This is a genomic window from Leptolyngbya subtilissima AS-A7, from assembly GCF_039962255.1.
In the GTDB taxonomy this organism is placed as follows: Bacteria; Cyanobacteriota; Cyanobacteriia; order Phormidesmidales; family Phormidesmidaceae; genus Nodosilinea.
In genome coordinates this window covers 38,788-57,417 of record NZ_JAMPKY010000011.1, presented here as the reverse complement: position 1 = coordinate 57,417, position 18,630 = coordinate 38,788, and the positions used below count along the sequence as shown (strand labels likewise).

At 58.2% G+C, this 18,630-nt stretch carries 17 protein-coding genes and 1 tRNA gene; 14 read left to right on the top strand and 4 right to left on the bottom strand.

Annotated features, from left to right (window positions below; all coding sequences use genetic code 11):
- Positions 1 to 228 precede the first annotated feature (228 nt).
- Entirely contained in the window at positions 229 to 843 is a 615-nt protein-coding gene (locus NC979_RS21460) for a ParA family protein (protein WP_190515796.1), read from the bottom strand.
- A gap of 143 nt (positions 844 to 986) precedes the next feature.
- Complete coding sequence (locus NC979_RS21455) at positions 987 to 1,352, bottom strand: DMT family transporter (RefSeq protein ID WP_190515793.1); 366 nt, start codon at positions 1,350 to 1,352, stop codon at positions 987 to 989.
- Positions 1,353 to 1,506: 154 nt separating this feature from the next.
- Here NC979_RS21455 and NC979_RS21450 point away from each other — a divergent pair, with 154 nt between their 5' ends.
- From NC979_RS21450 to NC979_RS21420, 7 genes are all read left to right on the top strand, one after another.
- On the top strand, positions 1,507 to 2,373 hold the full coding sequence (locus tag NC979_RS21450; RefSeq protein ID WP_190515790.1) for a M48 family metallopeptidase: 867 nt from the start codon (positions 1,507 to 1,509) through the stop codon (positions 2,371 to 2,373).
- A tRNA-Leu gene (locus NC979_RS21445) sits at positions 2,352 to 2,433 on the top strand. Before NC979_RS21450 ends, NC979_RS21445 begins: the two co-directional genes overlap by 22 nt.
- A gap of 527 nt (positions 2,434 to 2,960) precedes the next feature.
- Entirely contained in the window at positions 2,961 to 6,323 is a 3,363-nt protein-coding gene (recJ, locus tag NC979_RS25440) for a single-stranded-DNA-specific exonuclease RecJ (protein WP_431191105.1), read from the top strand.
- Positions 6,324 to 6,368: 45 nt separating this feature from the next.
- Complete coding sequence (locus NC979_RS21435) at positions 6,369 to 7,349, top strand: hypothetical protein (RefSeq protein ID WP_348253807.1); 981 nt, start codon at positions 6,369 to 6,371, stop codon at positions 7,347 to 7,349.
- A complete protein-coding gene (locus NC979_RS21430) occupies positions 7,349 to 8,011 on the top strand; it encodes a hypothetical protein (RefSeq protein ID WP_206755242.1) in 663 nt (220 codons plus the stop codon). The genes NC979_RS21435 and NC979_RS21430 overlap by 1 nt, the downstream gene beginning before the upstream one ends.
- Before the next feature lie 239 nt (positions 8,012 to 8,250).
- Positions 8,251 to 8,952: a lecithin retinol acyltransferase family protein gene (locus NC979_RS21425; protein ID WP_190515783.1), complete on the top strand. Its 702-nt coding sequence runs from the start codon at positions 8,251 to 8,253 to the stop codon at positions 8,950 to 8,952.
- 78 nt (positions 8,953 to 9,030) lie between these two features.
- Positions 9,031 to 9,522 (top strand): hypothetical protein, encoded by a 492-nt coding sequence (locus tag NC979_RS21420; RefSeq protein ID WP_190515780.1) that lies wholly within the window; start codon positions 9,031 to 9,033, stop codon positions 9,520 to 9,522.
- 17 nt (positions 9,523 to 9,539) lie between these two features.
- Here the strand turns inward: NC979_RS21420 and NC979_RS21415 are convergent, their stop codons facing one another.
- Positions 9,540 to 10,421 carry a phosphodiester glycosidase family protein gene (locus NC979_RS21415; RefSeq protein WP_242023880.1) on the bottom strand — a complete coding sequence of 294 codons (882 nt, stop codon included), beginning with the start codon at positions 10,419 to 10,421 and terminating at the stop codon, positions 9,540 to 9,542.
- Between the two features lie 189 nt (positions 10,422 to 10,610).
- On the opposite strand from NC979_RS21415, the gene NC979_RS21410 reads away from it, so the two are divergent.
- The 6 genes from NC979_RS21410 to NC979_RS21385 all read left to right on the top strand — a co-directional run bounded on the left by NC979_RS21410 (position 10,611) and on the right by NC979_RS21385 (position 17,409).
- Positions 10,611 to 11,603, top strand: a complete 993-nt coding sequence (locus NC979_RS21410) for a glycosyltransferase family 2 protein (protein ID WP_190515775.1) — start codon at positions 10,611 to 10,613, stop codon at positions 11,601 to 11,603.
- Complete coding sequence (locus tag NC979_RS21405) at positions 11,603 to 12,811, top strand: glycosyltransferase family 4 protein (RefSeq protein WP_190515772.1); 1,209 nt, start codon at positions 11,603 to 11,605, stop codon at positions 12,809 to 12,811. Before NC979_RS21410 ends, NC979_RS21405 begins: the two co-directional genes overlap by 1 nt.
- A 154-nt stretch (positions 12,812 to 12,965) precedes the next feature.
- Positions 12,966 to 13,823, top strand: a complete 858-nt coding sequence (gene larE / locus NC979_RS21400) for an ATP-dependent sacrificial sulfur transferase LarE (protein ID WP_190515770.1) — start codon at positions 12,966 to 12,968, stop codon at positions 13,821 to 13,823.
- Positions 13,801 to 14,868: a glucokinase gene (locus NC979_RS21395; RefSeq protein ID WP_190515768.1), complete on the top strand. Its 1,068-nt coding sequence runs from the start codon at positions 13,801 to 13,803 to the stop codon at positions 14,866 to 14,868. Before larE ends, NC979_RS21395 begins: the two co-directional genes overlap by 23 nt.
- 52 nt (positions 14,869 to 14,920) lie before the next feature.
- Positions 14,921 to 15,697, top strand: a complete 777-nt coding sequence (locus NC979_RS21390) for a YebC/PmpR family DNA-binding transcriptional regulator (protein ID WP_190515766.1) — start codon at positions 14,921 to 14,923, stop codon at positions 15,695 to 15,697.
- Positions 15,698 to 16,227: 530 nt separating this feature from the next.
- Positions 16,228 to 17,409, top strand: a complete 1,182-nt coding sequence (locus NC979_RS21385) for a TRC40/GET3/ArsA family transport-energizing ATPase (protein WP_190515763.1) — start codon at positions 16,228 to 16,230, stop codon at positions 17,407 to 17,409.
- Here the strand turns inward: NC979_RS21385 and NC979_RS21380 are convergent.
- Positions 17,406 to 17,924, bottom strand: coding sequence for a GNAT family N-acetyltransferase (locus NC979_RS21380; RefSeq protein WP_348253809.1), 519 nt, complete (start codon positions 17,922 to 17,924; stop codon positions 17,406 to 17,408). The two genes, NC979_RS21385 and NC979_RS21380, sit on opposite strands and share 4 nt — an antisense overlap.
- A 279-nt stretch (positions 17,925 to 18,203) precedes the next feature.
- Here NC979_RS21380 and NC979_RS21375 point away from each other — a divergent pair, with 279 nt between their 5' ends.
- Positions 18,204 to 18,629: a YggT family protein gene (locus NC979_RS21375; protein ID WP_190515759.1), complete on the top strand. Its 426-nt coding sequence runs from the start codon at positions 18,204 to 18,206 to the stop codon at positions 18,627 to 18,629.
- Position 18,630: the final 1 nt, after the last annotated feature.

Below are 18,630 nucleotides of genomic sequence, written 5' to 3'. Positions count from 1 at the left end.
AGGGCACCTCGTAATTAAAACCTGAGGACAGAGGCGTAATCTTGAGACGCATTCCCTATCCAATGACCTCATTGTAACGAACTGTTAACGACTCTCTCATCCGTCAAAGGTGGTGAGAACCGTAGGGATGGGGGCGGGTTGGCGTAAGGCGGGTGGAGCGAGCCAGAATTGAGTTTCGAGTTTTGAATTTTGAGTTTCTGCTGAAAGCACACATTCAAAATTCTCTCTCTAACGCCCCATTCCCGGCGCGTAGGCCAAAATCTCCTTACCGATCGCTGCATAGTCCTGCCAGCCCACCTCAGCCTTTGGGTCTTTGACGTCATAGACCGCCGTACCGGCCAGGGCAGCTTTTTGAAAAGCGCTATAGCGGCGAATGCCCCCCGCAAACAGCGGTAGGCCGGTGCTTATCAACATGGCTCGCACCTCGGCTCCAGCGCGGCTTGGGTAAGGGGGAATCATGGTCAGCAAAATGCGGTAGGGGGCCACAGGTAGCCTTGCCAAATGTCCCACCATTAGAGCTAGGGCGTCGAGGGCCAAAATATCGGGGGTGCTGGGTAGCACCAGCAGGTCGCAGGAAGCCGCCAGCAGGGCCAGGTCATCGGCAATGGGGCGGGCTTGAGTGTCGATGACCACATGGCCATGGGGAGTGGGAAGGTCTCTCGCCTGCCACTGATCGACCACTAAAAAGGGCAGCTCACCTCGGCTGGCCCAGGCTGAGGCCGACTGGTTGGGGTCGGCGTCGATCAGCAGGGTTTCGGCATAGCCCTGCAAAAAGGCAGCCAGATGGATGGCGGTGGTTGTCTTGCCCACGCCTCCTTTAAAGCTAGCTACGGTCACAATCATAGGCTGAGGATCAGGCCTGGGCGTTGCTTTGGCCCGGCTACTTCCAAGCCGAGGCTGGCATCATCGTCAAAACTTGCCCTTGCCGCCATCAAGTAAGGGATGCCAGTGCCGTAAGGGTAGCGTTAGTCTGACCTGACGCAGCGTTAGCGAGAGGCAACTAGCACCACGCCACTCATAATCAACCCCAGTCCTACCAGACGCCCAAACGATAGATCTTCTTTAAAAATAACTACGCCAATAATGACCGAGGCGAAATAAATCAGCGAAGCCGCTGGTGCCGCTACGCTCAAATTGACCCGCGTCAGCAACAGGATGTAGGTGATCGCCCCAACTCCGTAGGCGGCCAGTCCTGCCAGCAGAGCTGGGGTAGTCGCAATGCTCAGAATGTGGCTCAGGGCGTTATTGCTAGTTACTTTGCCTAACTGCAAAGCCCCCAGCTTAAGAAAAAGCTGGCCAAAGGAGCTGGCAATGACCGAAATCAACAGCAGACCAAATTCTTGGGGGGTCACAACGGCATTTCCTCGGGGCAGCTATCAGGCGGCAGGTTAAACAACGTTAGTCAGAGGCGTATGGTAGCGGACTTAGGGGCCGAAAGGGAACTCACCCACCAACGAAGCCAGTTTCCCCAAGCTACGATAGAAGCTATTGAATAGCCCCAAAATTATGACTGGTAAAACCCTGCTGGTAGGGCTGCGCGCCGACCAGTTTCGTCACCCCCTCGATCTCGAAGCGACCCGCGCTCTAAAGCAGCTGCCGGGACTCGATGTGATAGTGCGCATGGCCCTGGCTCCCCTAGCAGAGCGGTTCTTTCACCTCGACCATTTGGCCTCAAGCTTGCAGGTGAGCGATCGCCAGCTGCCCGATTTGCACCAGTCGCTGGTCGAAGCCTGCCGCATTCTTGACCTGGAGGTGCCCCAGCTCTACGTGCGCCAAAACCCGGTGCCTAACGCCTACACCTTTGCTATGCGCGGCGAGCAGCCCTTCATCGTCATCCACACGGCGCTGATTGAACTGCTCACTCCTGAAGAGACTCAGGCAGTGATCGCCCACGAGTTGGGCCACCTCAAGTGTGAGCACAGCGTTTACCTCACCCTGGCCAACCTAATCACTTTGGCCGCCAGTCAGTTACCCCTAGGCGAAGTGCTGGCGCAGAGCCTTCAAAATCAGCTAATGGAGTGGGTGCGCTGTGCTGAGTTTACCTGCGATCGCGCTGCCCTACTGGTTGCCCAAGACCCCCGCGTTGTCGCCTCCCTGCTGATGAAGCTCTGTGGCGGTTCGCCTTCGCTAGTTGACCAGCTCAATGTCGATGCCTTTATTGCTCAGGCCCGCGCCTACGATAGCCTCAGCGATGATGCCATTGGCGAAGCCCTTAAACAGGTGCGCACTCAGGGGCTGACCCATCCGGTGCCAGTGCTGCGTGCCCGAGAGATCGATCGCTGGGCCAGCACCAATGACTACTACCAGTTGGTTAAACGTCCCGCAGTTGAGTATAATGAGGACGCATCCAAGGGCGGATGGCGGAATTGGTAGACGCACCACACTCAAAATGTGGCGACTTCGGTTGTGCGAGTTCGAGTCTCGCTCCGCCCATTGATTCATTTCAATCAATAAATACGTAATAGGTTAAGCCTGAAGTGATTTCGTTGGACTGGCCTGTAGGGTGGGCTTGCTCCATTCACGCACCTCTGCAAAACCAACTCGACAGATTTTGTGTGAGATGACCGGCTCTACAGCATGGGACCGGTGGCAGAATCTAGCAGAGCGTTGAGTTCCACTTCGTTCTATTCAACCTACATTCGTAAAAGATTAGCCGTTAGGTAATGGTCGTTAGACTGGAAAAATACTGAAAGGAAGCAGCATGACAAACTGGCTGCTTACTGAAGCTCAAAGTAATTTGCGGCAGCTTTACGAATAACAGACGTGGGAGTTGTTCGTGATAGGGGTTGTAAGGCGGTTTGTTGAGCGGTCATGCCTGGGCACCGTTGGCTTTCGTCTTCTATATTCTGCGTAGTGCTCTAAAGTGACTGGGTTACGAATCTCTGCTGGAGGTGAGCCGGGTTCAACCAAATCAGGAACTGCGGCTATGATAAGTTCACGCGATCTAGTGCTTCTGTACTGTGACTGAGTCTGCTGCCCCCTCCACCTCATCTACAACCGCCACGGCTGGCTTGCCGCGCCAGCGGTGGCAGGTGGCACCGGCAAATGTGCCTCTGGCAATATCCTTAGCGCAGGTTACGGGGCTGTCGCCGCTGTTAACTCAGGTGTTGATCAACCGGGGCATTACGACTCCGGCGCAGGCCACCGATTTTCTTGACCCTGAGCGGCAGCAGTTGCCGTCGCCCTTGGCGGAGTTTCCTGATCTGGCGGCGAGTTTAGAGCTGCTGGTTACGGCGATCGCCACTCAGCAGGCGATCGCCATCTGTGGCGACTACGATGCCGACGGCATGACCAGCACCGCTCTACTGCTGCGGGCCTTGCGGGCGTTGGGGGCGCAGGTGACCTACACCATTCCCAGCCGGATGGCTGAGGGCTACGGCATCAACACCCGCATTGTCGAAGACTGCTACGCCGAGGGCGTGAGCATCATTCTCACGGTGGACAACGGCATCGCGGCGGTGGCTCCGATTGCGCGCGCCCGTGAGCTGGGCCTGGCAGTGATTGTCACCGACCACCACGACATTCCTCCCGAGATTCCCCCGGCAAACGCGATTTTAAACCCCAAGCTGCTGCCTGAGACCTCGCCCTACCGAGGGGTGGCGGGGGTGGGGGTAGCCTACATTTTGGCGGTGTGCTTGGCCCAGGCGCTGGGGCGTACCCAAGACTTGACTGGGCCACTGCTAGAGCTGTTTACCCTGGGCACCATCGCGGATTTAGCGCCGCTGACGGGGGTGAACCGCCGCTGGGTGCGGCGGGGGCTGGGGCTGCTGCCCCGATCGCGCCTTTTCGGCATTCAAGCACTAATTCAAGTCGCCGGGCTGGCCGACCAGAGCAAGCCGCTAAAGCCAGAGCACATTGGCTTTCGCCTGGGGCCGCGCATTAATGCTGTGGGCCGAATCAGCGATCCGCAGATTGTGATTGATTTGCTCACTACCGACGATGTCGGGGTGGCGCTAGAGCGGGCCATGCAGTGCGAGCAGATCAACGGCACCCGCCAAGATCTTTGCCAGAGCATTGAGCAGGAGGCGATCGCCTGGTGTGAGCAACAGCGGTCGCTGGGCACGGTGGATATTGAGCGCGATCGCGTCTTGGTTGTCGTGCAGCCCGGCTGGCACCATGGCGTCATTGGCATTGTGGCCTCGCGGCTGGTGGAGCGCTATGGCGTACCCGTCTTCATCGGCACCTACGAAGATGACGACCATAAGGTGATTCGCGGCTCGGCGCGGGGCATTCCGGAGTTTGACGTGTTTGCCGCTCTGCAAACCTGCCACGATCTGATGGAAAAGTTTGGCGGCCACCGGGCAGCGGGGGGGTTCTCATTTTTAGCTAATCGGCTGCGCCAGGTGACCACGCGGCTGTCGCATTACGCCTGCCAAACCCTCTCGGTCGATCTGCTCAAGCCACTGGTTAGAATCGACAGCCAGGCAAGCCTAAGCGATATTCACCAGGGCCTGTTTGATCAGATCGATCACCTGCATCCCTGCGGCATTGAGAACCCCGACCCGGTGTTTTGGACGCCAAATGTGCGGGTGCTAGAGCAGCAGACGGTGGGCCGCAACCGCGACCACCTCAAGCTGGTGCTAGCGGAAGCTGGGGGCGAGACGATCAAGGCGATCGCTTGGCGCTGGGGCGAGTACTACCCTCTGCCCAATCACCTCGATGTGGCTTACAAGCTCAAGCAGAACGAGTGGCAGGGCACCACGACTGTGGAGCTGGAGCTGGTGGGGGTGCGATCGGCGGCGGGGGCAGAACCCGCGAGCGCTTCAGCAAAGGGCCAAGCGATCGCGCCGCTACCGACCCGCCTGGCAGCGCCAGCTCTACCGAAGCTATCTGTGCCTGTGCCGCTGACAAGTCCTCCGGCGAGTAGTGGTGGGGGAGTGGGGTCGCCAGCTGCGCGCCCATCCGGGATACCCGTTATCCCAGCCAATGCGCCAGTCGTAGAGCGGGAGGCAGAGGTGATTACTGCTCCGCCAGTTGCTCCACCCTCAGCGCCGGCGACTTCAGATGCGATTCCGGGACGGAGCGATTCGCGAATCGCTCCACCGACCCCGGAGGCTGCCGAGTTTACCTACAGCAACCGCCGCTACTCCGCCACGACTAAAACGACCCCAGACGCCACCACCCTTACCATTGGCAACCCCGAGGGCCAGCGGTTAGTCGTCAACCGGGGCGATCAGCAGGGCTGGCTCTACCTGCCGGGCGAGTCGGCTAAGCCGGTTGATCTGAGCGAACCTCACTACGGCAATCTGGTGCGGGCCGGAGCGACAGCGGTAGAGCTTCAGCAGCTGGCCCAGCGGCTAGCGGCGGCGGAAGCTCAGCTCAGCGAGAAGGACGTATTACTGGCAGAACGGGATGCTTTAATAGCCGACCAGAATGTTCTGATGGTTCAAAAAGAGTCTCAACTGGCCACATTAAAAGCTGAGAATGTAGCTCTACTAAAGGCCCAAATGCAGGTAAGTCAGACCCAGACTGCTCCACGACAGGACAATCCTGCTCGGGCAGAAAAGGCAGATTTTGCGGCAGCAAAGACCCAATCTATGTCAGTTCAGCCTACTCGGGTTGCTAAGGCCTCAGTTCAGAAAGACGCGTCGACTCAGTCGGCGAAGGTTCAGCCCGTATCACCCGTTCAGCCGTCCCCATCACCCATAGCAGAATCGCCCGTTGCCGTCCCAGCCTCTTCACCGCTGAAGCTCGACGACGCCAAGCAGCAGGTGCGCCAAGGCTTGAGCGATCGCGTCTGGTTTTGCCTCAGCCCCGATAGCCAGAGAGACTTGGCCATCGCGGTGACTCACCTATCTGCTGTCAGCGGACCCATGGTTGATGCCGTGGCCGTAGCCGGGTTGGCCACGGTGCTCGAGCGCGAACTGCTGCAGCCCCTGCTCGACGACTTTGCCAGCTATGGTGAGCAAACCGGCGATCGCGACCTAATTGCCCTAGCGAACGATCTGGCCCAGGCCGCCAGTCTGGTGGCGCTGCCGCCGCTGCTGAGCGAAACCTGGCGATCGCTGACTGCCAAAGCTCTAGCCGCCACCACCAAACCTCGCAAAGCGCTGCACGAAACCACCCACGCCGACACCAGCGAAACCCCCTTCCCCATCGACGATAGCCACCGGGTAATGCTCGACGAATTTCTTCAGGGGTGGGATCATCCCATTGCTCGCTGGCTGACTGGGGGCGGGGCCGAAGCCGCCTCCGATCTGGCTCAAGTGGCGCAGCTACAGCGCTCTAGCAACCCTCTGCCGCTGTGGCAAGGGCAAATGCTGCAACATTTAGTGCTGGGCCAGCGTCAAAAAAAAGGAATTTTACAGAAAATTTTTGGATAATCTCCCTGATCCTACGGTTGCTCAGGGTATGGTGTTTTGACAGCTTTGCCCAACCCGAGCCAATCGCTTCTACCTCAGATGGCCAACGCGCTTCTTAAGCCCCAGTTTTTGATTGTTTGCGGCCTCTCGGCGGCTCTGGTGTCCTGCTCGGGCGAAGGGGCGAGCAGCAGCGGCGCGACGCGGTTTGTCAGCATTCAGCCCATTCAAGTGTGTGACGACCTTGGCATCTTTTGCGCCGACCTGGCCACCTTTGAAGAAGCCACCCGCAAAATTTGGGCCCAGGCCAACCTCGACGTCAGCTTTTTGGCCCCCAACCGGCTCAACGCCAGCCGCTTTCTCAGCATCGACAACCAAGACGAGTTCGCCGAGCTTTCCTTTGCGGGCGGAGCCGGAGCCTTTGGGCGCAGCCCGCTCTCAACCCGCACATCTGGCCCCATCAGTATGTGGTTTGTGGAGAGTATTTTCCCCTCTGAAGGGCTTGAAACCCTTGGTCTAGGATGGATTGACCAAAACGGCGTTTTGATTGACGACGATATTCTCACCTTTAATAACGGCATTGGCCGCCTCGACACAGTGGCCCACGAAATTGGCCACAACCTGGGCCTAACCCATGAGGGCCTTGGGGCTGGGGGCGTGAATAATCTGATGACCGACGGCGGCTTTCGCAATTCGCCTAGCTCTCTCGACGACATTAACCCCGATGGTGCGCGCATAGATCAGCTCACCGATCGCCAAATCGACGAAGCCCGCAACAGCGGCTTTGCTGGCACTGCGCCAGCCTCATCTGTCGACAGCGCCCCAGTGGAGATTCCCACCACGCTGCCTCCCTTGTCAGCCGCTCCCGATGCCTTACCCTGGGTTCCCCCACCCAAAGTAACTCCCGTGACCGACCTGGCCCTGCTGCCCGAGGCCGCCTTCGCCGCGACAGCGCAGGCTCCCGAACCGATTCCCAACGGCCCAGCAATGACGCTGTTGACGGCGGTGTTGCTGGCGGGCTATCTGCGCTGGCAGCCCCGAGGGCGATGATGGCAGTGCTAATTGGCTGGCTGCTGGTTGCTCAGGGAGTGATGGTGACCGTGAACGGACCTATCCCCTTCAGTGAGACGGCTCGTGCCACCATCCCACAGCCGTCTTTGGGCTTGGTGTCTAACTGGACTACTCTGCCAGGTTTCGCTCTTCTATCGCAATCGCTGCCCGTGCTTGGCCAGGATTCTATTCCTTACCCACCGCTGCTGCGCCACGAAACGTCGCCTGCTGGCAACTACCACCTGATTTTGACGCTGGGGAAAGACGAGGCTGGCACTCAGCGCACTACCGCTAGTCTGTTTGAGACCCTGGGCGATCGCTGTCAGCAAGTCTGGTCAGACCGATTGCCTCACAGCTACGGTCCCCGCCTGGCTCTGGTGAATGACGCCGGTACCGTGGTACTTCTCGACGAATGGATTAACGTGGCCAGCCCTCGCGCCATTGTGATGATGGGTTTAGACGGAGATGTCGTGGCCCAGCACAGCTTTGACGACATTGTCGAGGTTAGTGGTCAGTCGCGAGCGGCAGTCGTTGACCAAGCTGCCCAGGGCTTTTGGCTAAGCGGCAACCCCGAGATGGATCTCACAGGCGATCGCATGACAATCCCTGCCGCTGGAGGACAGCTCAGCTTAGATTTGGCAACGGGAGAAATGGGGTTTTAGCGGTGTGTATGCCCGCACTGCCCAGCCACAAACAGGGCTGCTATAACGAAGAAGGGCAATGGCACAAATACCTATTTCAGGTCGCTGCTCATAGGCACGTCCATGAGTCCTTAACAGGAATAGGTACGGTTTTACCGTTAAACACTGGGCTGTCGTCGGGGCAAACGGCCGCTTGCCCTTGCCCAAATTGCAGCCTACCTCAAGGTTTTGATAACACTGTTCTAAGCGAGACAGCAGCTATGGCCAAGGGTGATCAAATTTACGTCATGCGCGACCTGGCAGGGGTACCTGGGCTATATCAGCACCACGGCATTGACTGCGGCGATGGTACCGTCATCCACTACAGCAAAGCCCGAGATATCGCTGAGATCGCTCGCACCAGCTACGACGCCTTTTCTTGGAACAACCCGGTTTACACCGTTCGCAAATCGCTGGTCTATGACCCTGACGTTGTTGTCGAGCGGGCAATCAGTCGCTTAGGCGAGCGTCAGTACGACTTGCTGCTTAACAACTGCGAACATTTTGCTAACTGGTGCACCACAGGCCGCAGCGAAAGCCGCCAGCTAGCCAACTTTGGCTTGCGCACCGACCAGCTTAACCTACCCGAACTGCGGCGACTGGCCGAGGGCGATCGCTACACCACCACCCCCGTCGAAGCCCGAGCCAACTTTCAAAAAGCCCTAGGCGACATTGCCACCGCCTACAACACTACCCTAGCCGACCAGCAGACCGCCTATAAAGCAGCCGACGAATGGCACCACGTTGCCGAGAAGGCCCTAGCCATCGGTCGAGAAGATCTCGCTAGGGCAGCTCTCCACCGCAGGGTCGCAGCCAATAAGCGCATTGAAACCCTCACTACCCAGCTCAGTGAACTAGTGGAACTGGAGCTAAATCTCCGCCACAATCGAGCATTTGCGGAGCGGCGGCTGGCGCTGGAGTAAGCGGGGAATGGATGGTGGAGCACAGCGTTAGTGATCTGGGAAAACTACGCTCACTCTTTATTTCCCCCTAGCTGTCCCATGAGAAAGAAAGAACTGGCTCGACTGGTTAGTTTTGCTTGCGTTTTGTTTGTGGCTCAATTTCCTCAGCCCAGCCAGGCGCAAACCAGTCAAGCGCAAGCTTCTCGCGAGGATACTGTTCAGGCATGTCGGTCGGCCCTAGAAGAGGCCAATAATGTGATCTACGATGAGCACAATGCATTCATCGGTAATGCCTCAGCGGTTGATCTAGGTGATCTATACAGTAGCTATCCTGCGCAGAAACCTACAGGCATCTTGTTGCGTATTCAAGGGCAATCTGCACCACAAATTATGCAGTCGCCACAATTAATGACTGCGCTTAGCACTAGCTTGATCAATCGTTGCCAACCCCTCAGCATGGTAACTTTTCAGCTTGATCAGACCGATTGGGAAACGACCTTTGGCCTCATCGAAAACCAGATCGTCTCCTTTGAATGTACAGATCCTGACCAGTCAACAGTGCTGAACTGGGGCGAGGCCTTTTGCCCATAATAGAGCTTTCTCGATGACTATTGCAGTTGCAGATTTTCGACCCAGAGAATCGATTTCACCGGGCGCTGCACTAGTTCTCCGGAGTTGTTGAGACGGCCGTAGTGGGTAGTGCCGCCATACATCAAGGTTGAGGAGCTGCCACCGTCGAGGTTAAGGGCTTGAGTGACGCCGCGATCGCCCAGAAAGGCCGCCACTTCCCCCATGGTCATGCCTGAGGGCGACACTTCCGGCACCTGGGCCACCATCACCATCACCACGCTGCCGTCGGCCTTGAGGCCCACCGCCGAGCGAGCATTGAGCGACTGGCTACCGAGGGCATCGCGGCGGGTGGCGCGATCGATAAAACCCTCCTCCACCGACGTATCCTGGGGCAGCAGCTGAGGGCCAGCACCCACCGCATCCACCAGGACGCATCCCGTGGGCACAGGGTCCTGATGGAAGGTGATGTCGTAGCTTGGGGTGCCACCGCAATCGTAGCGGCGAAATTCTGAGCGATTCAAAATCTTATCCATGTAGCTAGCTAGGTCAGGGTTGCCGATCAGTCGCTCGTTTTGGTTGGGATCGGCCACCAGGGCGCCATCCTTCACGACGTAGGAAGTAGTGAGGCCATTGTTTGGGTCAAAAAAACCTGCGTTAAGGGCGGCAGTTACGCACCCTTCAGCCCCACAAAGTTGGGAGGCGATCTGGTCAACTCGCGCTAGCTCATCCACCACCGCCACCTGCACCGGGTAGCGCACCGGGTCGGGAATAGTGACCACATGCACTGTTGCAGCGGGTAAGCTGACGACTTCGTAAACCGGAGGCATCGCGGGTTCCGCCGGAACGACATCCTCTAAAGCCGCATCCGGGACAGGGGCACAGCCCGATAGGCCTAGAGTGACAGCAAGACCAACAGTCAAGCAGGGTTGCAGGAGAGAACGCATAGAGCCAACAACGAGTTGCGTTCAGCAGTATAGCGAGAAGCGCGATCGTCCTTGCGGATTGCTCTTCCTCTCGACAGCTATCGCACCGCGGCTCCAGCCTCGGGACATCCCCCAAGACAATGGGCATACTGGAACCAGTTTGCCCTGTGGATTGTGTGACAGACGATGGCGGTTCCCACTGTGACAACCGATGCGGCTCAGCCGATGGTCTATCCCTCGGTGTCGGTGATTGTGCCTATCTACAACGGTGAGGCCGATTTGCCCGGACTAGTAGAACGGCTAATGGGGCAGCAGTATCCGGCCGATCGCGTCGAATTTTTGCTGGTGGACAATGGTAGCTGCGATCGCACCCCCGATCTCCTGCAAGCCGCCGCCACAACCGCTGCCTCCCAAGGTATTCAGCTGCGGGCCATCACCTACAGCTCCATCCAAAGCTCCTACGCCGCCCGCAACGCTGGCATCATCGCCGCCAGGGGTGACATTCTCGCCTTTACCGACGCCGATTGTCATCCTGAGCCTAGCTGGCTCGGCGCCCTGGTACAGCCCTTTGCCGACCATTATGTCGGGTTGGTGGCGGGGGAAATTCAGGCCCTACCCAGCCAAAACTGGCTAGAGCGCTATGCCGATCGCCAAGGCACCCTGTCCCAGCACAACACCCTCAACCATGCTTTTTTGCCCTACGGCCAGACGGCAAACCTAGCGGTGCGGGTCGAAGTTTTGGGTACAGTTGGACTCTTCCGGCCCCATTTGACCACGGGCGGTGACGCTGACCTGTGCTGGCGCATTCAGCAAGCCACTGAATGGCAACTCGTCCACGCCGCCAATGCCGTGGTCTACCATCGCCATCGAGATAGTCTGAAGGGGCTGCGGAGCCAGTGGTACCGCTATGGCTGCTCAAACCGCTACCTGCACGATCTGCACGGCGTAGATCTGATGCGCCCCCTCACCGCAAAAGAAATACGCTATCGTCTGCTGCGCTGGGGCCTGAAAGAACTGCCCCAGGCAACCGTTAAGCTCCTGAATGGACGCGGCACCGGTTTGGAGCTAGCGATCACTCCGCTGGACCTGTGGTGCGCCCACGCCCGCACCCAAGGACAGGCCCAGGCCAAGCTATCCGAGACTGCCCACGCCATTACTCGTTTGGGGGAACCAGGCTGATGCGAATTTTGATGATCTCCACGACGTTTCCCTACCCGCCGACCCTAGGGGGCACCCAAATTCGCACCTTTTACCTGCTCAAGCACCTGGCCCAGCGCCATGAGGTCACGCTGGTAACGCAGCGATCTGACGAAGTAACGGATGAAGAGGTCGATGCCCTATCCACCCATGTGGATAAACTAACGTGCTTTCCTCGCCCCACCGCCGCAGACCTTCAGCCAGGGATAGGAGGAAAAATTAGCCGCTTTGCCCACTTTCTCGCTACGGGCACACCCCCCAGCACTACCTACCTGCACACCCCTGCCATGCAGCAGTGGATCGATGACTGGGTAGAGGGCGGCCACTGCGACGCCATTACCTGTGAGCACAGCGTCAATGAAGTGTTCGTGCGCCCCAGCTATCGTCAGCGAGTCAAGAAAGTAGTGGTCGATATCCACAGCTCGTTTTACGGAACTCTGGTCAATCAGCTAGAGACTGGAACGGCGGAGAAGCCGCTGCGCGATCGCCTCAACCTGCCTTTGCTGCGCCGCTACGAACGCCGCTACGCCCAAAAATTCACCGACCTGGTAATCACTACTGAGGAAGACCGACAGTTCTTTACCCCGATCGCCGGGGCTACTCCCCTGCATATTGTTCCTAACGGTGTGGATCTGGTGCAGTTTCCCTATCGCCCCACCGACCCCAGCGGCCGCAGCATGGTTTTTGTCGGCGCGATGGACTATATCGCCAACGTAGACACCGCCAAGTTTCTAGCTCAAGCCATTTTGCCGCCTCTGCGCCAGCGCTACCCTGACGCCACCCTCTACCTGGTAGGCAACAAACCCACGTTAGAAGTGCGGGCGTTAGGTAATCTGCCGGGAGTCGTCGTCACTGGACGGGTGCCATCGGTGGCGGAATATCTGCACCGGGCAACGGTGTGTGTGGTGCCCATGCGCATGGGCTTTGGCATTAAGAATAAAACTCTAGAAGCGATGGCGGCGGGGGTGCCGGTATTGGCGAGCGATCGCGGTCTCGAAGGTCTCGCCGTAGACCAGCCCCAGCGGGCGCTGCGGGCCAACACGGTAGATGAGTATGTAGAGGCGATCGCCCAACTCTTCGACCAGCCCGAACTGCGTGCCACCCTATCGGCGCGCGGTCGCGAGCTAATTGAAGACACCTTTACCTGGGAGCGAGCCGGGCAAGCTTACGAAGCCGTGCTGAACAGTTGAATTTGAAGTCGCCAACGCCATTTGGATGGAGCACAAAGTACTGTGACCATGAGAAATGGGCAATGGGAAAGGCGCCTCGGTAGGATGGTGGCAGGCAGCCCTTTGGCCTAGCCTGATTTCTAGGCCGCATCCTTTCAACTTTTGTAGCTCAACTATGGTGTCGCAAAAACTTGACCAGCTCAAAGCCCTATTCGCCACGATGGATCGGGCGCTGATCGCCTACTCGGGCGGCATCGACAGTACCCTGGTGGCCAAGGTCGCTTACGACGTGCTGGGCGATCGCGCCCTTGCCGTCACTGCCAACTCTCCCTCACTCATGCCCGCTGATTTAGAAGAAGCCCAGGTGCAGGCAGCGGCGATCGGCATTGCTCACGAAATTGTCGCCACCCACGAGCTGGATAATCCCAACTACGCGGCCAATCCCATCAACCGCTGCTACTTCTGCAAGAGCGAGCTGCACGACACTCTCAAGCCCTTGGCCCTAGAGCGGGGCTACCCCTACGTGGTGGATGGCGTCAATGCCGATGATCTGGGCGACTACCGCCCCGGCATTCAGGCGGCGCAAGAGCGCGGTGCCAGATCACCTCTGGCTGAAGTGGGCATCACCAAGTTTGAGGTACGCGAGATCTCGCGCCTACTGGGGCTGCCCTGGTGGGATAAACCGGCCCAGCCTTGCCTGAGTTCGCGCTTTCCCTACGGCGAGGCCATCACCCTAGAAAAGCTGCGGCGGGTGGGCCAGGCAGAGCTGTACCTGCGGCATTTGGGGCTGCGGCAGCTCAGGGTGCGATCGCAGGCTGACACCGCCCGTATTGAAATTCCTGTCGAAAATATTAAAGAATTTGTAGCTGCCACCGATCTTGAAGCCCTGGTAAAGGCGCTGCAAGACTACGGTTTCACCTACGTCACCCTTGATCTAGAGGGCTTTCGCAGCGGTAAGCTAAACCAGGATCTGCCCGCAACTGTCGTTAGCCCCCCAGAACGTTCCAGCCATGACCTATCTGCTTGCCGGTGATATTGGTGGCACCAAAACCATTCTGCGCCTGGTCGAAGCCAGCGAACCCAGTCCATCGACCCCGGTGATTCTCAAAAACGAGTTTGAGCGCACTTACTCCAGCCAGGCCTACCCCGACCTGGTGCCTATGGTGAAAGAGTTTTTGCACCAGGCCGCTGTGGACTCCGGGCACACCTACGCGCCTAAGCGAGCCTGCTTTGCGATCGCCGGACCAGTTGTAGAAAACACCTCCAGCCTGACCAACTTGGCCTGGTCGCTAGAGGGCGATCGCCTCCAGATCGAACTCGAACTCGACCGGGTTGAGCTGATCAACGACTTTGAAGCCGTTGGCTACGGGGTCTTTGGTCTCGCGGCCGAAGACATCCACACCCTGCAAGCGGGCGACCCTGATAGCAATGCCCCAGTGGCCATCATTGGCGCGGGCACCGGCCTGGGTCAGGGGTTTGCCCTAGCCACGAGCGGGCGTCCCCTAGTGTTTCCGTCTGAAGGGGGGCACGCCGACTTCGCGCCCCGCTCAGAGCTAGAGTTTCAGCTGATGCGCTACCTGCTCGATAAGCACCAGATCTCGCGCGTGTCGGTGGAGCGAGTGGTGTCGGGTCAAGGCATTGTGGCGATCTACCAATTTTTGCGCGATCGCGAGTTCGCCACCGAGACCCCAGAGATCGCTGAAGCGATCGCCGCTTGGGAACGCCAAACCGGCCTCTCCACCAAAACCGTTGACCCCGGCGCCGTCATCGCCCAGGCCGCCGTGGGCTGCCGCGATCGCCTCTCCCACAAAGCCATGGAAATTTTTGTCTCCGCCTACGGGGCCGAGGCAGGCAACCTCGCTCTCAAACTGCTGCCCTACGGTGGCCTCTATGTGGCCGGGGGCATCGCCGCCAAAAACCTCGACGCTATGACTGCCGGAGCTTTCCTCGAAGCCTTTACCCACAAGGGCCGCGTTAGCCCTCTGCTCGATCGGGTACCGGTTCACATTGTGCTCAACCCTCAGGTGGGCCTGATTGGAGCTGCCTTGCGCGCCGCTGCCCCGTTAGTCAATTCCTGAGGTTGCCCTCGGGGCGATAAAATCAAGCATGCAGTGCATCCGTTTGTGAGGTATGGCAGGTCATAGCAAGTGGGCCAACATCAAGCGCCAAAAGGCGCGGGTCGATGCCGTCAAGGGCAAAGTCTTCGCTAAGATGTCGCGGGAAATCATTGTGGCGGCACGCCAGGGGGGTGACCCGGCGGGCAACTTTCAGCTGCGCACGGCAATCGATAAAGCGAAGGCGGCAGGGGTGCCCAACGACAATATCGATCGCGCGATCGCCAAAGGTTCCGGCAGCCTCAGTGCCGACAATAGCTTCGAGGCTATCCGCTACGAGGGCTACGGCCCCGGCGGCGTCGCCATCCTAATCGAAGCCCTCACCGACAACCGCAACCGCACCGCCGCCGATCTGCGCGCCGCCTTCAGCAAGAGCAACGGCAACCTGGGCGAAACCGGCTGCGTCGGCTGGATGTTTGAGCAAAAAGGCGTCGTCACCATCGTCCACCCCGGCGACGAAGAAACCCTGCTCGAAGCTGCCATGGAGGCCGGGGCCGAGACCTACGAACTGACCACGGTGCTAGGTCGTCGCGACGAAGAAATTCCCGCCGCCGAGCTATTCTGCGCCCCCGCCGATCTAGAGACCTTCGACACCAGCCTTAAGGCCCAGGGATTAACCGTCCAACAGGCAGAGCTCCGCTGGCTGCCCAGCAATACGCTGGTTGTCGATGCCCCCGACCAGGCCCGTCTGTTGGTCAAACTGATGGACGCCCTCGAAGATCTCGACGACGTGCAATCCGTCACCGCCAACTTTGATATGGCAGAAGAGTTAATGGATGCGATCGCAGCTTAGGGGAGCGAGAGCGTAAGTTGAGCCACTAACCAGCAGACAAAGAAAGCGGTCGTTTAGTGCTTGAGATAATAGTTTTAGAAAATCAGAGATTAAGGTGGGCAATGCCCACCCTACCCAGCTGAATGTCACCAAAAGACCCGTTTGCAGAACAGACGTTTAAACCTATGATCTGTCACTCCTTTCCGTCGGGTGCAGGGCGGCGGAACGTCCCTGCTCGATGGGGGTCTGGGGCCAGCGAAATGGCCCCAGCGGTAGACCGGGCTGTCTTTCCCTATTGTGCGCCGCCACCACCCTGTCCAAACTATCCCCACGTCGTCCTCAAATCTCGGATTAAACGTAGAGACCTCACATGGGCGAACGACCGTTCGCCCCTACAACAGGAATGGTTTCACGAAAAGCCTTCAAGCTTAGAAAAATCATGATTTTGGGGATCACGCCCCAACATGCTTTCTCTCCCGCCCTGCGGAAACCTCAAAAACCCTATAGATTATAGAAATAGGGAACCATACGGAAAAGGCGAGGACACCCACATGCGGGTATTGTTAATGACCGGTAAAGGCGGCGTCGGCAAAACCTCCGTCGCAGCCGCCACAGGCCTGCGCTGCGCAGAACTGGGCTACAAAACCCTGGTTCTGAGCACCGATCCCGCTCACTCCCTGGCAGATAGCTTCGATATCGAACTAGGCCACGAGCCTCGCCTGGTGCAGCCCAACCTGTGGGGCGCAGAACTCGACGCCCTGATGGAACTCGAAGGCAACTGGGGCGCGGTGAAGCGCTACATCACCGACGTACTTCAGGCCCGCGGTCTCGAAGGCATTGAGGCCGAAGAGCTGGCCATTCTTCCCGGCATGGATGAAATTTTTAGCCTGGTGCGCATGAAGCGCCACCACGACGAAGGCGAGTACGACGTGCTGATTATCGACTCAGCTCCCACTGGCACCGCCTTGCGCTTGCTCAGCCTACCCGAGGTGGCGGGCTGGTACATGCGCAAACTCTACAAACCCTTCCAGGCCGTTTCCGAAGCCCTGCGACCCCTGGTGCAGCCCTTCTTTCGCCCGGTGGCGGGCTTTAACCTGCCCACCAAAGAGGTGATGGATGCTCCCTACGAATTTTACGAGCAGCTGATCGAGCTAGAGAAAGTGCTCACCGACGCGGGCACCACCTCCGTACGTTTGGTCACCAACCCCGAAAAAATGGTGATTAAAGAATCGCTCCGGGCCCATGCCTACCTCAGCCTTTACAACGTGGGTACCGATCTGGTGATCGCCAACCGCATCATCCCCGACGAAGTGCAGGACCCCTTCTTCCAGCGGATGAAGGAAAAGCAGCAGCAGTATAGGCACGAAATTCATGAGAACTTTCATCCGCTGCCGGTGAAAGAGGCGCCCCTATTTGCCGAAGAACTGTGTGGCTTAGAATCTCTCCAGCGCCTCAAAGAAACCCTCTATACCGACGAAGACCCCACTCAGGTCTACTACAAAGAGACCACCCTGCGCGTGGTGCAAGAGGAAGGCAGCTACAGCCTGGAACTCTATCTGCCTGGCATTCCCAAGGACCAGATTGAGCTGAGCAAGTCGGCAGACGAGCTGAATGTGCGCATCGGCAACCACCGCCGCAACTTAGTGCTGCCCCAGGCTTTGGCGGCCCTGCAACCCGCTGGGGCCAAGATGGAAGACGACTACTTGAAGATTCGCTTCGCTAGTGCTGGCTAGGTAGTAGATCGGACAAAGCAGCGATCGCCGACATCGTAGGAGCGCAGGTTGGGGGACTGGCTAAATTCCATTTCCTCGTACCCTAGCCTGTGCAGCAGTCGTATACTCCTGTCGTTAGCTGGGTGCACCATCGCCCACCATACAGTTTGGGGGGCGGTAGTTGCCAAGTAACCATGCCACCAGAGCATCGCTTCAAAGGCTAATCCTTTTCCCCACCAAGCTTCGCCAAACAGATAGGCTACCTCTCCCCACTCGCCGTACCCAGTTGCCTCAAGGCGTCCAATCGCTGGAGCGAGAAGGGTTTTCAACCGTACAGCTACATTGAACCGTCGCTCGTTAGCTAAATCCACGGGTCCCCTCGCTCGGTTGGCGTATTCTTCTCTGAGGTCTGCGCGACTTGGCAGACTTGCAGGCGAATCGATAAAAGCCAGAACCGAGGGAGTGACCAAAATCGAGAAGAGCTCGTCGGCATGGGCCGCAGTCAGTGGCTCAAACCATAGGTTCCTGCTCTGCATCAGGGGCATAGCTTGTTGCTTGGGTGCGCCCCTCCATTATTGCAACTTGGTCTGGCGATCGCGGCGCTGCTGTCCTATAGATTTCCTATCCCATTGACTTATGGTGGTAGGCACTATTTGTGCTGGTTTGGTAATATCCCTGGCAGAGATAGCTTCTGAGCCATACTCTATATAAATAAAGTGAGCCAAACTGTAGCGCTGGCCAAGCTGCGTTATGTTTTAGCTAACGTAGCGGTTGCTTTAGCACCAAGAACCGTTAATTGCAGGCAATACCCCCCCATGAGCCAAAGACCCAACGGACACAGTGAGTTTGAACGCGACCGAGAACTCATTCACAACCAGGAGGTCTATCGTCTCAGGCAGGAGCACGATCGGTTGCGGGCAGCCCAGCGACGGGCTCGGTTGGCCTGGGTGCGCAACTCTATTGTGCTGCTGGTCGGGGCGTTAGAGGTGCTGCTGGCGCTGCGGTTGTTCTTGCGATTGTCCAGCGCTAACCCCAACAACCCCTTTGCCCAAACCATTTATACCTTGTCAGAACCGTTCATGCGGCCGTTCTCGACTCTCTTTATCAGCCCCACCAGCGCTGACGCCACTCAGATTTTTGACCTCAACAACTTGATCGCCATGGCCATCTATGCCCTGCTGGGGGGCCTGGCGATCGCCCTAGTCAACTACCTTCAAGGTCCAGGATTTCAGAATCGTTAGC

Coding starts and splice junctions, on each gene's coding strand:
- NC979_RS21450 (WP_190515790.1), top strand. CDS start 1,507: ATGACTGGTAAAACCCTGCTGGTAGGGCTGCGCGCCGACCAGTTTCGT.
- NC979_RS21390 (WP_190515766.1), top strand. CDS start 14,921: ATGGCAGGTCATAGCAAGTGGGCCAACATCAAGCGCCAAAAGGCGCGG.
- NC979_RS21375 (WP_190515759.1), top strand. CDS start 18,204: ATGAGCCAAAGACCCAACGGACACAGTGAGTTTGAACGCGACCGAGAA.
- NC979_RS21425 (WP_190515783.1), top strand. CDS start 8,251: ATGGCCAAGGGTGATCAAATTTACGTCATGCGCGACCTGGCAGGGGTA.
- NC979_RS21430 (WP_206755242.1), top strand. CDS start 7,349: ATGGCAGTGCTAATTGGCTGGCTGCTGGTTGCTCAGGGAGTGATGGTG.
- NC979_RS21405 (WP_190515772.1), top strand. CDS start 11,603: ATGCGAATTTTGATGATCTCCACGACGTTTCCCTACCCGCCGACCCTA.
- NC979_RS21410 (WP_190515775.1), top strand. CDS start 10,611: ATGGCGGTTCCCACTGTGACAACCGATGCGGCTCAGCCGATGGTCTAT.
- NC979_RS21385 (WP_190515763.1), top strand. CDS start 16,228: ATGCGGGTATTGTTAATGACCGGTAAAGGCGGCGTCGGCAAAACCTCC.
- NC979_RS21395 (WP_190515768.1), top strand. CDS start 13,801: ATGACCTATCTGCTTGCCGGTGATATTGGTGGCACCAAAACCATTCTG.
- larE (WP_190515770.1), top strand. CDS start 12,966: ATGGTGTCGCAAAAACTTGACCAGCTCAAAGCCCTATTCGCCACGATG.
- NC979_RS21420 (WP_190515780.1), top strand. CDS start 9,031: ATGAGAAAGAAAGAACTGGCTCGACTGGTTAGTTTTGCTTGCGTTTTG.
- NC979_RS21380 (WP_348253809.1), bottom strand. CDS start 17,924: ATGCAGAGCAGGAACCTATGGTTTGAGCCACTGACTGCGGCCCATGCC.
- NC979_RS21460 (WP_190515796.1), bottom strand. CDS start 843: ATGATTGTGACCGTAGCTAGCTTTAAAGGAGGCGTGGGCAAGACAACC.